This is a genomic window from Nocardioides asiaticus (assembly GCF_040049175.1).
Lineage (GTDB): Bacteria > Actinomycetota > Actinomycetes > Propionibacteriales > Nocardioidaceae > Nocardioides > Nocardioides cheoyonin.
The window spans coordinates 21,081-36,859 of sequence record NZ_JBDZDM010000009.1 but is presented as its reverse complement, the minus strand read 5'-3'; the positions used below and the strand labels follow the sequence as shown (position 1 = coordinate 36,859).

10 protein-coding genes are annotated in these 15,779 nt (G+C 69.7%); 7 read left to right on the top strand and 3 right to left on the bottom strand.

Going from position 1 to position 15,779, the window contains the following annotated elements; all coding sequences use genetic code 11:
- Nucleotides 1-63 precede the first annotated feature (63 nt).
- The 7 genes from ABLE53_RS24425 to ABLE53_RS24395 are packed head-to-tail and all read left to right on the top strand — an operon-like array spanning nucleotide 64 to nucleotide 5,343.
- Nucleotides 64-654, top strand: a complete 591-nt coding sequence (locus ABLE53_RS24425; RefSeq protein ID WP_348861799.1) for an ATP-binding protein — start codon at nucleotides 64-66, stop codon at nucleotides 652-654.
- Nucleotides 651-1,133 (top strand): hypothetical protein, encoded by a 483-nt coding sequence (locus ABLE53_RS24420; RefSeq protein ID WP_348861798.1) that lies wholly within the window; start codon nucleotides 651-653, stop codon nucleotides 1,131-1,133. The genes ABLE53_RS24425 and ABLE53_RS24420 overlap by 4 nt, the downstream gene beginning before the upstream one ends.
- Complete coding sequence (locus ABLE53_RS24415) at nucleotides 1,130-2,608, top strand: type IV secretory system conjugative DNA transfer family protein (protein ID WP_348861797.1); 1,479 nt, start codon at nucleotides 1,130-1,132, stop codon at nucleotides 2,606-2,608. Before ABLE53_RS24420 ends, ABLE53_RS24415 begins: the two co-directional genes overlap by 4 nt.
- A gap of 28 nt (nucleotides 2,609-2,636) precedes the next feature.
- Nucleotides 2,637-3,326: a hypothetical protein gene (locus tag ABLE53_RS24410; RefSeq protein ID WP_348861796.1), complete on the top strand. Its 690-nt coding sequence runs from the start codon at nucleotides 2,637-2,639 to the stop codon at nucleotides 3,324-3,326.
- Between the two features lie 6 nt (nucleotides 3,327-3,332).
- Nucleotides 3,333-4,067, top strand: coding sequence for a helix-turn-helix domain-containing protein (locus ABLE53_RS24405; protein WP_348861795.1), 735 nt, complete (start codon nucleotides 3,333-3,335; stop codon nucleotides 4,065-4,067).
- Nucleotides 4,068-4,080: 13 nt separating this feature from the next.
- Nucleotides 4,081-4,797, top strand: coding sequence for a hypothetical protein (locus ABLE53_RS24400; RefSeq protein ID WP_348861794.1), 717 nt, complete (start codon nucleotides 4,081-4,083; stop codon nucleotides 4,795-4,797).
- Nucleotides 4,798-4,845: 48 nt separating this feature from the next.
- Nucleotides 4,846-5,343, top strand: coding sequence for a hypothetical protein (locus ABLE53_RS24395; RefSeq protein ID WP_348861793.1), 498 nt, complete (start codon nucleotides 4,846-4,848; stop codon nucleotides 5,341-5,343).
- A 90-nt stretch (nucleotides 5,344-5,433) separates the two neighbouring features.
- Here ABLE53_RS24395 and ABLE53_RS24390 read toward each other — a convergent pair whose 3' ends face one another.
- From ABLE53_RS24390 to mobF, 3 genes are all read right to left on the bottom strand, one after another.
- Nucleotides 5,434-8,136 (bottom strand): hypothetical protein, encoded by a 2,703-nt coding sequence (locus ABLE53_RS24390; RefSeq protein ID WP_348861792.1) that lies wholly within the window; start codon nucleotides 8,134-8,136, stop codon nucleotides 5,434-5,436.
- Entirely contained in the window at nucleotides 8,133-9,605 is a 1,473-nt protein-coding gene (locus tag ABLE53_RS24385; protein ID WP_348861791.1) for a hypothetical protein, read from the bottom strand. Before ABLE53_RS24385 ends, ABLE53_RS24390 begins: the two co-directional genes overlap by 4 nt.
- Nucleotides 9,606-9,820: 215 nt before the next feature.
- Nucleotides 9,821-15,748: a MobF family relaxase gene (gene mobF / locus ABLE53_RS24380; protein ID WP_348861790.1), complete on the bottom strand. Its 5,928-nt coding sequence runs from the start codon at nucleotides 15,746-15,748 to the stop codon at nucleotides 9,821-9,823.
- Nucleotides 15,749-15,779: the final 31 nt, after the last annotated feature.

Below are 15,779 nucleotides of genomic sequence, written 5' to 3'. Positions count from 1 at the left end.
GGATACCGAAATCGGGGTGAGGCGGGTGTCCGATCCAGCCGACCGGCGGTTGCCTCTCCCGACATGGACGTACGCATCGGCACCACCCTGGAAGGCAGGCCAGCCGGCTTCGACACCAGCCGCGGCAGGCCACCGCTGCTCCTGATCGGCGACGTCGGCCGCGGCAAGACGACCATTGCGCGCTACCTGACCCGCTGGTGGCTGGCCGACACCGCGCGCCACGTGCACGTGTACTCCCAGAGTCCCAGCGAGTGGGCTGACCTGCGGTGCGAACCTGTCCATCCCGACGTCCTCGAGGAGCCGATCGGAGGCAAGTGCCGGCCTGGCACCTGCCTGGTCGTCGTCGACGACATCGACTCCGTCGACGATCACCGCCTCGCCCTGGTGCCCCTGGTTGCAGCGCGAGTGATCCTCACCTCCCACGGCGGCAACGGTCTCATCGGACGGCCGGTTCTCGACCACGACATCAGCTGCATGGGGCTGGTCCGAGCCGACCGCCCCGACGCTGTCGACGTCGCGGCCCTGGACGGTCAGGGTCGACTGGACTGGCCCGGCGACACGGTCGCGGTCATCCCGGACCCTAGGGGCCCGATGGACCTCCCGTGCCATCGGTGGCAGGCATCTGCTGCCCGGTGGAAGGCGGGGGCCCGATGAGCATGGAGCGTGCCCGGCGCGCCCGCTTCACCAACATGGCGCCCACCGCGGGGGAGTTCGCGATCGCGTTCGTCTTCGTCGGACTCTTCGTCTTCATCATCACGCCGCTCGTCGTCCAGGGCGCCGTGTGCTGGGCGGCCGAAGGCCACTTCGCCTGGCCCACGAAGCACCTGCTCGACGCCTACGGCGGTCTGCTGCACGGGCACTTCGGGTCCGGCCTGGCCCACGGCCGCTCGGACGGGCTTCCGGCCGACGCGCTGATGTGGGTGCTCACGCTCGTCGGTGAGGCGATCTCGCTCGGCGCGACGGTCGTCGTGGCGATCTGGATCCGGGACCTGACCGGGAGCGGCTCCCGTCACGGACTGGCGACGGCGACCCAGGCCGCTCAAGCCCTCGGCGTTGGGCCGTTGCGCAAGCGCGCCGGTCAGATCCGGCCGGACCTCTACGCCCGCTCGAAGCGAAAGGCACTGCTGCGATGACCACCGCCTTGAAGCATGTGAACCCCTACGAGGTCGGCTGGAGGCTCGGGCGGGCCGGGCGCCACGGTCCTGAGCTGTGGGTGCCCTTCGACCGCACCACGTGCGTGATCGGCCCCCAGGGGTCCGGCAAGACGCTCGACCTGTTGGTGCCGGCTCTGCTGGATGCACCCGGCGGCGCGCTGGTGACCCTGACCAAACCCGAGGACCTGTTCCTCACCCTGGAGGCGCGCGAGAAGAAGGGACCGGTCGCGGTCCTTGACCCGTTCAACGCGGCTCCCGGGACCCCTGAGCTGGTCTGGGACTGCATCGCGGGCTGCGAGGACGCGATGCTCGCCGAGCGCCGGGCGAAGGCATTCGCAGCCGGGACCATCAAGGGGGCCACCGCCCAATCCTCCGACCAGGCAGCCCGGTTCTACGCCGGGGAGTGCGCGAAGGTCCTGCAGGCGTACTTCCACGCAGCAGCGATCGCCGGGATCAGCCTCGACGAGGTGCTGATGTGGGTCTCGAGCCCGCGCGAGTACCCGCAGGCCGAGGAGATCCTGCGCACCCATCCCGCGGCCGAGCCGCTGTGGGACGGACTGCTGCGGGGCGCCCTGTACGGCGACGAGCGGACCGCGGGCAACACGATCACCACCGTCCAGCAGGCGATGAGCTTGTTCTTCCAGCGCTCGATCCGCGAGCGCTGTGTTCCCTCCGCCACCCGGCCGGCGACCGACCTCGAAGCCCTGATCCGGGAGGGCGGGACCGTCTATCTGCTCGGGCGCGACGATCCGTACGCGAGCGCCTCGCCGCTGATGACCGCGGTCACCGAGCAGATTCTCGACACTGCGAAGCGGCTGGGGGAGACCTCCCCGCACGGCCGGCTATGCCCCTCCTTCCTGGCGTGCCTCGATGAGCTGCCCTCCACCGCACCGATCCCGACGCTGTCGACACGGATGGCCAACGAGCGGGCGCTCGGGCTCTCCTTCATCCTGGCTGCACAGACGTGGCGCCAGTTCGTGGTCTGCTACGGCGAGGACGAGGCCCGCACCATCTACGGGCTGTCCAACAATCTGGTGGTCTTCGGTGGCGGCAAGGACATCAGGTTCTACCAGGAGCTCTCCGACCTGATCGGGCAGACAACCCATCTGGAACGCCGCACGTCCCAACGTGGCAATGACTGGATCGGGCCCAAGGACCACTCCTGGGACCCGCGGCGGGTGCCGATCCTTGAACCTGCCGAGCTGCGCCGCATCGAGCCCCGCACGGCACTGGTGCTCGCCGAGATGTACGACCCCATCATCGCGAATCTGAACCGCTGCATCGACGGCAAGCGCGGCAAGGAGCTCTTGGCCGCGCAGCAGCGCGCGCGGCTCAACGCCCGCGGCCTCGACCAGGCCGACACCGAAACCATCAGGCCCATCAAGACCATCGAGCCGGTCGCCCCCACCGAGACCGTGTCCCGGACCCGGCAACGGCTCGGGATGCCCAAGTAGGCGGGGAGAACCAGCTGCGATGACGACGATGCACCCATCCCAGATCGCCACCCGCGCCGCGGCCGGGAACGCGGCACCGAACGGGAACGGAATGATGCCGCTCGCAGGGCTCATGGTGCGGCCCTTTCCCGAGCCAGGGCCGACGATCCGCACCGCGATGGAGCAGCTGCAGCAGGCCACCGTCGAGCCGCCCGCCGACGAGGAGGCCCTGCGCGAGCTCGCGCAGATGCCCCGTCCGTGGGACCCGGGCACATGCACCGGGCTGATGCGCGCCGAGCTGTGGACCTGGCTGGACCTCGTTGCAATGTGGATCAACGAGCAGCATCTGTGGAACGTGACCCGGCCCGGGATCCCCGAGTGCTGGCCCGCTCACCCCCACCTCGTGCACGACCTCGCGGTGCTGGCGTGCAGCCGCTACTACACCTCCTTCGCGGTCAACCCCGCAGCGTTGGAGGACTGGCACCGCTACGGGCTCCCAGGCTTTCTCGAACGGCTCAAGGACCGGCTCGGCGACGGCTGCCAGCCCGGCAAGCATCAGCCGCGCCCGCGCCGTGAACGCGACGAATCCCATGCCTCCAACCCGGTACGCCGCGGCCGCAAGCAGCGCTACCGCGACGACGTCGACCGCGCCGGCGAACTGGCCGCCGTCGCCTCCCCGCCCGCGCCGCCCGCTCGCTCCGAGACGCCCGATCCCGACGACTACCACGAGAGGTGGTGATGACCAGTGATCACGCCAGACAACAGCAGCAGGCGACTCCACCTGGTCGACGACAACCAGCGCGATCACGACGACGATCGGCTGGAGGGTCTCGCCACTCCGGAGGCTGAACTCACCGCCAAGCAGGCGGCCGCGTTCGCCGCCCTGGTCGCCGAGGAGAACCAGTCCGCGATCAGCTACACGCTGGAGCAGATGTCGGCCGACCAGCTTCGGGCCCTCGCGGTCGCGCTGGCCACCCAAGTCAACGCCGCCGAGACCGCAGCGGGCGAGGTCGCCGACGTCGGCCCAGAGGGGGTGTGCTCGATCGCGGTCGCGGCCGCCGCCCAGGCATTCGGCACCACCCGGGACGCCGTGATCGGCGCCGACCGGCACCGCGCCGTCACCGATGCGCGGGCCGTGGCCATGACCGCTGCCCGCCGCGGCGGACTGACCACCACGGCGATCGCCAGCTTCTTCGGGAAGGACCACACAACGGTCATGTACAACCTGACGAAGGTCGCGAACAACCCACGCCTGGAGGCGGTATGCACCAGGATCGTCGACCAGCTTGAGGACCACTACGCGACGCCGGCCAGCGTTCCTTCCGAAGACGCTGCACTCGCCGGGAACTCGGCCACAACCGATCCCCGATCCAGCACCCTGCAGCTCGCCGCGCTCGAACAGGCCCGGAACGACAGCACCCGTCGCCGCCACGACGAAGACACCCATCGGGTCACCGTCGCGGCCGCGCCGACCCGGTAGCGGCGCGAAGACGATGCTCACCCGGGATCAGCAGCAGCTGCTGGCGGCGGCCGGGCACGGGCTCGCCGCCTCGGCCCTCCTCGACGACCTGCGCGCTAGCACCACGTTCGAGGGCGGCTCGTCCGCGCCGCAGGACCATTGCTGGATCAGCTACAACCGGAAGGCGATCTGGCTCGAAGACCACACCAGCCTCGTCGCAGCGATGGCTTCGGCCGGCGTCGACAGCGACGCATGGCGAAGGATCAGGCCGACCATCCTGGTGAAGGTGACCTGGGCCGAGGCCGCCGCGCACGGCGCGAGCCTCCCGGCATCGTTGCGTGAAGAGCTCGACACGCTGCGGCGCACGGAGCGGACCGAACAGCGCAGGTGGCGCGAGTTCAGCGACGCGCGCGGCGGGTGGCCCTGGCGGCGACGATTCACCAGCGACGAGGAACACCAAGCGGCACAGGCGGAATGGGATCAGACGTACGGCAAGCACCTCGCTGCCCTCCGCGACGTCTGGGATCGGCGGAAGGTCGCGATCGCGCGTGCCCTGCCGCTGACCGTCGACGATGAACCGGTGGACCTGCTGGAGCTCCTCGACCAGCAGACAGCACCGGATCCCTCCCAGGCGGGCCGTTCCGGGCTACAGGCGGCCGCCCTCCGGGCAGCACCACAGGCACAGCGCCAGCCACACGACGAAGGGCGATCTCCGGTGCCGCTCACGGTCGACCAAGGTGTCCGTCGCTGAGACTCGGCGGCAACCGATACTGTCGGTGCCCAGGCCTAGGTTGGCCTCGTGCAGCTCAACGCCGACGACATCGACCGGTTCTGGTCGTACGTCGTGAAGGGGCCGCGGCCGACCGACTGCTGGCTCTGGACCGGCGCCATCGGCGATGACGGCTACGGACGCTTCTGGGTCGGTTCGGAGCGGTATGCGGAGCAGACGCAGCAACGTGTGCTGCGGCCGCATCGGGTTGCGTGGGCGCTTGCCGAAGGGGAGTCGGTCGACTTGCCTCCGGTGGTCGAGCACGTGGTGTGCGACAACCCGATTTGCGTGCGGGCCGATGGCACTCTTCTCGACCACCTCGAGGGCTCCACCCAGGCCGCGAACCTGTCGCGGATCGCTCAACACGGCCGCCGAGGCTCGCGGGGCTACCGCAGCCGACTGCTCGGCCGTGAGGCGACGTACCAGCGCTCCCTCGCGCTCCGGGCCGCCGTCGCAGACGGGTGGGATGACGAGCGGATTGCCCGCGCCCTGGCGTCGATCGATGAAGCACAGATGGCACTGTTCTGATTTCGCCCGCTCGGTTTCGCGGGCGGCGCCATGGTCGCCCGTGACGGTCAGGGCCGACGCGGGCACATCGACGGCGCCGGCGCTGTCCCGTCAATCGGCTTTGTTCTCTGTGCAGCACGGCGGCGACTCGGGTGGCGAGCCGATGCCGAGAGCAGCGAGCACCGCTTCCGCGTCTGCGGTCTTGCGATGCTTCGGCTTGTTGATGACGCCGGGCAATCCGGAGGTGCCCTCGTTGCTGCGGATGGCGTTGCTCAGGGCATTGGCTGCGGCAGCCGGTCCCGCTGACTGCAGGCGTTGATGACGCCACCGCTCTTGTGCTCCGACGTTGAACACACTGACGAGGTCGGGCGCTCGCCATGCCACGCAGGCCCAGCGGCCCTGGTCGGTCGTCGCCCACACAACGATGCCGTCGTGGTCTTGTGCGAAGCCGACGGCTTCGAGCGCCGAGAGCTCGGCGTTACCGCCGGTCTTGTGGATGTGCATGGACTTCGGCGAGGGGCGATGGACCTCGAAGCCCTTGGTCTCCATCGCAGCCTCGAGCTCGGCGAGCGGGTCGTCGCCCGAGAGGTCATCGAGGGTGTCGGTGACGTGGCCGCTGGTGAGGGTTCCGCCGTTGACCGTGCGGAGGCCGGCCACGTAGGACTCGACGGTGTCCTCAGCCGCGTACTGCAAGAGAGGGCTCGCGGCCTCCCGTGTCTCTCGATATCGGAGCGTCTGCTCGGTGCCGACGGTGACGTCGGTGTGTTGCCGCATCACCGTCAGGGCGATCGCAGCCAGAGACGCGGCCCGCTGAGCGATCTCGACAGGCGCCTCGTCCACGAAAGTCAAGGTCCGGACGAGGTTGCGGGTCAGCGTGAAGGGTTCGGGATCACCGTCGGTCCAGTTTCCCGCGGTCCAGAAGGCGAGCGTGATGCGCAAGATGAGGAGGCGAGACGGCACCGACAGGCTGGGCGCAACCGCCGTTGCCTTGGCCGCCCAGCGTCGGCGTGCGGTCTTGAGGCGTTCGGCGTCGGTGGTGTGGTCGATGAGGTCGCGTGTGTTGGCGTCGACCTCGCCGGCGGTGAGTTTCTCGTCGACGTCGGTGGCCTCTTCATCGCTGTCCAGGCCGACTGCTTGTTCGTCGGTGATGATGTCGATCCAGGGCACGGCGGTGGATTCGGTGTCGGTGAGTCGCGGGAGCGCGAGAAGCCAGGACGCTATACCCGGGCCGTAGCGGCGGACCGTGTCCTCCTGGAGCCACAGCCATGGCTCCATCGGATCAGCGTCGCGTCCCCGCTCCACATCGGCTCGCTCGCCGTCACCGTCACGAGCGGCGGTCGGGCGCCGGGCGTTGCTCACATCTTGGGCATAGGCGGTGAGCTCGCCTTGCAGGAGGTTGAGCAGGTCGAGATCCTGGCCGAACAGGTCGTTGGCGTTCGAGGAGTGGGTCTTCGAGGCGTGCCTCTCGGGAATGCTGCGCACGAGGACTCGGAGCTCGTCGGTGACGAACATCGGGGCCGTCGGGCCTCCCGCGTCCGTGACCGCTCGGACTCGTGACCCTCCGGGGAGGGCGGCATCAAAGTGGACCGCCACCACGCCTGCGGGGGCGGTACCGAGGGCGGTCCAGTGGTCCGGATGGTCGTTGCGATGCGAGGCCTCGACCGTCACGAGCTCGTCGGCGGCACGGCTGAGGGTCACGGTCAGCCGGTCGTCCTTGGTGACCGCGGAAAGCACCCGCACGAGGGCTGGCGCGGCGGCCAGCGAAGCCTCGTCCTCCTCAGCGCCGACAAGCCGAGGAACGCTAGCCGGATCGATGGGCTGGCCCCCGGGGAAGAGGGTCGCGTCAACGGGGCCGGTGACGGCGAGCTCGTGGTTGCCGCCGTCGCCGCCACGCCTGAGGAGCGCGACGGTGGAGAGGTTGGGGCTGCCCGTCATGGCGTGACGGTCGCCGTCGACGGTGACCCATTCGATGAGCTTGCCGTGGCGGTAGCGCGCCTTCTTGGTTCCTGGCGATTCCGGGTCCTGCAGCAGTGCAGTGTCGGCGCTGGCCTCCCTCGCGTAGGTCGAGAGAACCTGACTGAGCGCCGTGGCATCGAGGTGAGTCCACCCCGGTTGGACGGCGACGTGCACGCGCCGCGGCTGCAGCCTGGTGAGAAGGCTGCGGACGGCATGCGCGTTTGGGTCATGGAACGCGGCCGATAGGTAGAGGTCAACTACCGGTTCTGCCGGCAGGTGGTCGATGAGTGGGCCGATCCAGGAGGCGTGGACGCGGTGCCCGGTGTTGAGCGTCGGCGCGGACTCGAGGAGCGTGTCGAGGTGCCGGATGGTGCGCGCAACGCCTTGCGCGGTCACCGAGTCCAGGATCCCGCCCGCGCCGAACGCCATGAGCGCATCGCGAATGTCGCCGAAGGCGGCCGGCATGCCGCCGCCGTCGCCGGTGAAGACCGTCAGGAGTTCGCGGTTGTATTGCCACCCGCCCATGGTCAGGTTGCCGGAGCCGACGGCGGCGATGGCGCGCTTTGGTCCGACGAGCACCATCAGCTTCGGGTGGAACGCAGTGGGTTGGTCAACGAGGCCGAGCTGGTAGGAGCGGCCCGCGTGCTTGACCGAACGTGGGTCGGGCGCCCACACGCCAGCGTCGGCGATCACCGTGACCCGCGCGCCGGTCGCCCGAAGGAGGCCCAGCAGGCGGGCCTCGAAGTAGCCGAGGTCGACGTTGAACGTGAGGAAAAGCGCCTCTTCGGCCTGGTTGTCGCGGTGCTGCTCCTCAGCGACCAAGTAGGGGAACAGGTTCGTGGTCCGTGTGACGGTCATGCGGCTCTCCCGGCGTCCGTCACGACCCACCGCCCATCAGCGCGGGCGACGAAGCCGACGCCGGACATGACGTCAAACGCGGAGCCCCACCGCAAGGCGACGCCGCCGCCGGCCTCGTCGGAGTCCTTGAATAGATATCCGTCGCGCACGAACACGCGGGTGGGGATGCGGAAGCGGCCGGCCTTGTAATCGAAGGAGGCCTTCATCAACGCGATGCGCTCGGCGCGTGCCACGAGCTGGTGGGTGAGCCAGATAGCGAAGTCGCGAAGGGGTCGGTCGGACCATTCGGTCAGTCGGTCTTGGAGCCAGCTCGGCGTGAGCTGCTGGTACTGCTCGTCACGTTGACCCTGGAAGTAGGCCTGGGTCCGTTCATCGAGCCGCCCGGATCGGCCGGCGCCAATGACGAGCCGAGACAGTGCCCGTTCCGCCACGCCCAACGCCTCCACCTCCGGGGCGAACTCCGCGCCGAGCAAACGGGCACCGTCCATCCCGGGTGGCCGTGAATCGACGAAGTCGCGCACCGAGCCGGACGGCAAGGCGTCTGCGAACAGATCTCCAAGCGCGTCGACCTTCATGAACCCCTCGATGGAAGCGACGAGGTGCTGCCAGAGGTTCCTCCAGCCGGCGACGGTGAAGGTCCTCAACACGACACCGGTCCAGGCGGGGAACACGTCGAAGGCGCGGAGATCCGGGTCCTCGCGGACTTCGCTGAACGCGAGCGCGTGATCCAGCTTCGGTGTCGTCTCGTGAGCGGTCAGGTCGGTCAACCGGAGCAGCATCCGGAGGGTCTGGGCCCGTCGGTCGTCGTGGTGCATCGCCGTGGCGGACTCAGGGATGAGCACTCGCTGGAGCATCAGCCCGTCGGCCGAGTTCCGTGTCTGGCAGATGCACAGGTGTGACGCCCCAGTCAGCTGATCGGTCGTCAACGCCGGGCGGGAGGCCAGGTCGAACAGGCCGTCAAACCCGGCGCGGAGCGCGGCATGGTCGGCGTTCGGTCCCTCGATGGTCTTCTTGCCCTCGGTCGCAAGGAGTCCCATGGCGAACTCGGATGCGACGTAGGGCCCCCAGAACCCCCACCCGGCTTGCGCGTACGCGCCGTCGGCGGAGAGTGCGTCGATGTCGGCGCCGTGATCCAAGCGGGGGCCCAGGTGGTCCGAGCCGTGGGGGGACCGCATTCCGGCGTGTGCCGCGGGGTCGGCGCGGCCATGCACCATCGAGACTGCCCCGACGACCACCTCGGCCCGTCGCAGCAGTCGCCGGGTGGCGGCCTCGTCGAGACCACGTGCCCTCGCCTCTGCGAAGACTGTGGCGTGCAGCGTGTAGTAGCGAGCGTGCGGTGTGACGGTCGTGATGCCGGGGAGCAGGTGCCCGACCTGGGCCATGGCGTGGCGTTCGACCGCAAGCGGGAACCGGCCGGCGTATCTGCCCCCGTCACCGTCGGTCCATAGTGGACCAGCCACATCCGGCACGTCGCCTCCCTTCCTCAGGGCATCTAACCCCAACCGGGATTCCCGCGTCGCAGCAGGATGAGTGCCTGCCGTGGCTTTTCGGGTCGCTCGCTCGCCTGTAGCGCCCGGAGAGCCGCTCAGATCGCGTCCTGGCGAAGGTCGCGCCCCGGAAATCAGGCCGGTGAGGGGGGTCGGCGGCAAGAAGTTGTGTCAGACGGATTCTGAGCGGCCCGCGGCTAGCGCGGCGGGCCTTCCGGATCGGGTCCGGTGCGCGGGCGCTGAGGTGCCAGACGGGGCGGAGCCGTTGTGGCTGCGAGGTGCTGCTCGGTGACCCGACGGCGGCCGGCGGACGTTGCCTTGGGGGGCTTCTTGCGCGCTTCGTCGTTGATCTCGTCGATCCGGGCGCGGGCGTAGGCCTGCCGGTTGCGATCGCGTTCCATGCTCTCGGTGACGGTCTGGTGCTCGATGATCCCGGGGGCGAGGTGGAGCTTGTTCCGGAGTCGTTCGAAGCCGTCGAGCCAGCGTTCGGATCCGCGGGAGCCGAGGATGCGGGCAGCCTGGTGGATGATCTTTTGCCTCACGTCGGTGTCGGACCAGTGGCCGGCGGTGCGGAGCAGGTGGTCAACCATCGCGTCGCCCAAGGGCCCACGGTGCTCGATGGCCGCGGCGATCGCGGCGGGGCCTTCGGTCTCGAAGAGTTTGGCGGGGTCGAGCCCGTCGGGGAGGTCCAGGTGAGTGGGGTCGAGGTCGGCGGCGGTCAGGTGCCAGAACGCCTTGCGCGCTGAGGTCCAGCCGGCGGGGTCGGAGTCGGTGGCGACGGCGATGTGGTCGCGACCGTTGACCAGGTCGATGTGGCTGCGGAGCAGCTTGATCTGGTCGATGGTGAGAGCGGTTCCCATGGGGGCAATTCCGGCGGCGGTGCCGCTGCTGCCCAGGGTGATGGCCAGAGCGTCCATGGGTCCTTCGACGATGACCGGCAGGGCTCCGTTCTCGAGGAGGCTGCGGGTTTCGGCGTACCCGAAGAGCGCTTCGCCCTTGGTGAAGACCGGGGTGGTGCGGGTGTTCAGGTACTTCGGTCCGGCGTAGTCATCGTCGGTCTTGGTGGGGTTGCGGCGGCCGACGAAGCCGATGATCGCCTGCCCGGTCGGGTCGCGCGGGTCTCGGATCGGCATGACGAGCCGGTCCTTGAAGAAGTCGGTGTAGTAGACGCTGCCGTCGTCGCGTTCGCGGCGGGAGATGAGTCCGGCCTGCTCGAGCTCGTCGAGCGTGGCGCCGTTGTTGGTCAGGTGCCGCATCAGGCTGCGGCCGCCGCCCGGGGCGTAACCGACGGAGTACCGGTCGTGGTCGATCAGGTCGGTGCCGAGTCGTTCGCGAAGATACGCGGGCGCCCAGGAGCGCGGGTAGCAGGTCTCGAAGTAGGCGAGTGCCTGCTGGTTAAGTTCGTGGATCCGTGCGGCGGGGACCTGGTCCGGGTCGGGGAAGGCGTGCTCGCTGTCGACGGTCTCCTCCTGCCACGGCGGGGCCGGCGAGTACGGGTCCTCGACATAGGGGTAGCCGTACGCGGCACTGTCGGCGTAGGGCGTCGGGCGGTAGTCGTCGCCCGGGAGCGGCCAGTCGTTGGGGTCGGGCGGGTCGATGAGGTCGACGTACTCGTCGGGGGTGGGGGAGGAGCTGACAGGGGCGTCGGTGCCGTCGAGGTGGTCCCGGTAGTAGGCAGCCATGAACTCGTCGGCATCCTCGGGCGGGAGGAGGTCGGGGTCCTGGGGGATCTCGGCGTCGAACCGGTCGTAGGGCGCGGCGCCGAGGGTCGGCTGCTCTGTGGGCTGGTCGGTGAGCATGGCGATGCGCAGCACGAGAGCGTCGGCCACCTCGACGCCGGTGAGGGTGCCGTCTTGCGGGATGCCGGCCAGTGCGCTGGAGAGGATGTCGCGGGCACTCCAGCCGTGGTGTTCACACGCCTCGTCGACGGCGGCCACGAGTGCCGGCCAGGCCGGTGCCGTCTGGAGGTAGTCGGCCTTGGTGGTGCCGACAAGGTCGGCGAGCGTGCTGCGCCAGCCGGGCTGGAGAAGGTTCGCGGAGTGCTCGTCGGCGCTGAGCGCGGCGGGGCCCAGATGCGGGACGAGTCGCCACCACAGCGCCGCAGCCTGGTACTCCTCGGGCAGTGGCCGCGGTTCACTGCGACCTGCTGGGGGAGTGTCGGTCGCGCCGCCGGTTGCAGCGGGGTCGGTCTGGAGTGCCTTGGCGATGTAGTCGGCCACGGGAAGGCCGGCGCGCTCGAGGCGGGTAAGCCGCTGACACAGGGGCGTGATCCACGGATCGTGGCGGACGGCCTCGGGCAGGGCCTGGTACCAGCTGCGTTGGGAGAAGGGGTAGCTCGGCCGGGCGTCGCGCACGGCACGGTTGAGCTTCGCCTGGTGGGCACCGGGGGCGCCGATGGTGCGATCGCCCGTGGGGCGCAGGTCGTTCTCGTCGGTGCCTGCGACTGCACGCCAGACCGCGAGGTCGGCGCGCAGTTCGACGTCAGCGTCTTCGAGGAAGGGCTGCGCCCAGGCGGGGGCGGTGGCGCCGGTCCAGCCGCGGGCCTCTTCGCGGACAGCGTCGATCTGCTCGCGTACGAGCTGGTGGTAGGCGGCAGTGAAGGGGCCCCAGTCGTGGTTGTCGGCCAACCGGGCGGGGATGCCGGGCAGCCAGGGCAGCGGACCGGCGGTGGGGCGAGGGGTGTCGGGGTCGTGCGGGCGCGCTGCCGTGAGCTCGGCAACGAGGTCGTCGACGCGGGCGTCCAGGACGGCGGCGGGATCGCGGGCATCGGCAAGCGACCCGGCCTGGACTGCTGCGGTGAGCAGCTTGAGTGGACTGTGCTCGTCGAGGGCGATCAGCGCCAGGTGGGACCGCAGGGTCGGCCACGCGGCTGCGTCGGTGAGCCCGGCCAGGAGTGATTCGGCGTGCGCGTCGATCTTGTCCATGCCGACGGGACCGATGAGGCTCTCGGCGCCCGCGGTGACGGCGTCGTGGTAGCGGGCGGCCAGGTCGCCGAGGATCTGGTGGGGGTTGCGTTGGTCGCGGAGCGCAGTCGTAGCGGAGACCGGGGAGCCGTCGCGACGCAGCATCTCGGCGATCCGGTCGATCGCGGTTGGCGGGATGAGGGCCTCGGGGCGGATCAGGTTGTGCGGGTCACCGTCGCTGGCGACGTTGAGGTAGAGGTGGTTGGCGAACCGGCCGCGGGAGAGCGCGACGTAGAGAAGGTTGCGGTCTTCCTCGCCGGTGAGGACGACGTGGCAGGTGCCGGTGGTGATGCCTTGGGCGCCGTGGACGGTGGTGGCGTACCCGAGTTGGACGGTGTCGGCCACGTACTCCGGCGGCAGGGTGATGGTCTTGCCGAGCTTGTCGTGCTTGACCTTCAGTGAGCCATCGTCGTTGACCTTCACCACCTGCCAGCGGTCGCCGTTCTTGACCCAGTCCGTGCGCGTGATCGGCAAGAGCCGGTTGTTCTCGCGGGTGATGATCCGGTCACCTGCGGAGACCTTGGTGCCGTCGGCGAGGGTGATGACAGGGCCGATGTCCTTCTCCGACATGCCCGCGAGGCGGTCGTTGCGGGCGCGGGTGTTGAGTTCGGAGACGAGCTCGCGGGTCGGTGCGATCAGCACGGAGTCGATGCCGTCGGCGCGGTCCGCGGCCCAGGCGGCGTAGGCCTGGTCGGCGCAGGCGCCGAGGTCGCCGACGTGGATGCGGCCCCGGTCGGCGTAGAACGCGATGGCCGAGGGGTCGCCGTCACGCAGTGCGAGAGTTGCGGCGGCTTCGGCGTGGTTCAGGCTGCCGTCGCGGTTGCGGAAGCGGTGCACCTCGCTGAGGGTGACGGCGCCGACCTGGTGGGCGATGTCGCGGAGCACGCCGCCGGCCGCGACCGAGGCGAGTTGCCGGTCGTCGCCGACAAGCCGGACCTGACCGCCGCGTGAGGTGATGTAGTCGATCGCGGCAGCGAGGTCGGTGGTGGCGGCCATGCCGGCTTCGTCGATGAGGACGAGGGTCTTGGCGTCGATCTTCTCCATCCACTTGGGTGCGCCACCGTGCTTGGCGTGCCACACGAGTTTGGCCAGGGTGTCGGCGCGGACCTTGCTGCGGCCGGGCCGCCACGGGCCGTGCCGGAGCCTCGTGGCCTTCGCGGTTGCATCGGCGGTGCTGGGTTCGGGGTTGATGGAGGCACCGAGTTCTTGGGCGGCGACCGCGGAGGGGGCGAGTCCGATGACGGTGCCGCCGGAGTCCTGCCAGGCGCGGGTGAGGACCCGCATGGCGGTGGTCTTGCCGGTTCCGGCTGGTGCGAGCGCCAGCTGGACGGCGCGGCCGCTGGTGGCCATCTCGCGGACCAGGGACTGCTGGGCGGCGTTGAGCTGGAGCTCGTTGGCGGCGGCTTCTGCGATCGCGATGCCGACCCGGACTTCGCTGATGGTGCGGCCGCCGGTGCGTCGGGCGGCTTCGACGATGCGGCGTTCGGCATCGACGACCGCTGGGGAGGTGTACTGGCGGGCGCCGGCGAGGCTGTAGACGCTGACGACGTCGCCGCCTTCCGCGGCGCTCTCGGTGCGCTGCAGGCCAGCGGGGATCGTCGCCCCCCGCTGGGCGGCGGTGGTGGCCCGGCTGAGCGGGTCAGGATCGTCGAAGGTGATCGAATGGTCGCTGATCGCTACCGCGACGACGCGGTCGACGGCGTCGTCGAGCTCGGTCGCGCGGATGCCGTGGAGGCGTGCCTGTCGGTGCGCCTCGGCCCGCAGGTGCCAGACCTGCCAGGTTGCACGGTCCTCCGCGACACGGTCGACGACGCTGCGGGCGGTCTCCGCGACCCATTCGTCGGTGGCGCTCTTGGTGGCGGGAAGGTGCCCGAGGCAGCGTTCGATCATGTCGTGGACGGCCTGCTCGTCGCCGAGAATGGAGGCAGCCTCAGCCAGCCACGCGAGCCGCTGATCGGCCTCGGCGCGGGGCTCGTGCTTGGCCTGGCGGGTCTGCTCCCACGCCTGCTCCTTGATGGTGACGGCCTCGCCCTCGGTCGGGGGGCGACCGTGCTCGGTCTGGAACGCAGCGGCCAGCTCGCGTCGCCGGGCCTCGATCAGGGTGTCGCGCTTGGACCAAGCCTTGGCCAGACGGGCGTCGATGCCGACGATCTCGCGCACGGCACGCTTGTTCACGCCCTTGGTCAGACCCTCTCGACGGTTCTCGAACTGCACCCCCAGACGGGCGATCAGCAGGGCTTCGAGCCGGGTGTTGTACATCTCCGAGAGAGTCACGTTGGCCTTGTAGAGCACCCGTCCGTCGACGGCGAGCCACTTGCCGTCGATGTCTTGGACCTTGTTGCTGATCGCGACGTGCGTGTGCAGGTGCGGGTCGGACGAGCGGGCGTCACGGTGGGTGAACATGCCGGCGACGAGCCCTCGGGCTTTGACTTGCTGGACGCCTCCGCGGCCGCGGCGAGTGAACAGGACGTCCTGTTCGAGCCACCTCAACGTGGCTTCGACGGCCTCGTGGTGGGCGTCTTCGATCTGCTTGGCCACGTCCTTGTCGGCCAGAGCCCAGAGCGTCGAGACGCTCTTGACCGGCATGAAGCTCAGGTCGTATCCGGCCACGGCTGTGGTCTGCTGGCGGGTTGCCTTGGCCATGAACGAGCCCCGCTCCCGGTCATCGAGCGGTGCGCGGCCGTGCTCGCGTTGGAACAGCTCATTGGCTAGCTCGCTGCGGATCCGGGCACGTTCCTCGGCGGGAACCGGGGTCTTCCAGTGGTTGCCGCGCTCCAGGTTGTAGGCGGTGTACCGCTTCGCGGTCTCTTGGATGAACTCAGGCTGGTTGCCCGCGTAGATCGCGAAGACCCGACCGATCTGGGAGGCCTTCTTGGCCTGCCGGATCGTCTGCCCGGCGTCCAGGGCGGCGTCTTCGAGCCGCTCCGCATTGGGATGCCGGCCCTCCCCGAACAGGTTTCGCATCTGCGCTTCGGTGACTTCTGAGCCGGCCTCGAGGTCAAGAGCGCCGAGCCCGGCCCCGAACCACCGCCCCGGGGACTCACCCTTCTCGGCGTAGTAGTCGGCCAGTCCGGCGTGTCCGCGGTCGGTCGCGTCGTGCACGGCGACCTGCCGAGTCAGGTACGTGTACCCGTCCCCGGCCGTCAGCTTGTGCAGACCCATCACGTCGGGAGTAGCAACCACGAACCGTCCG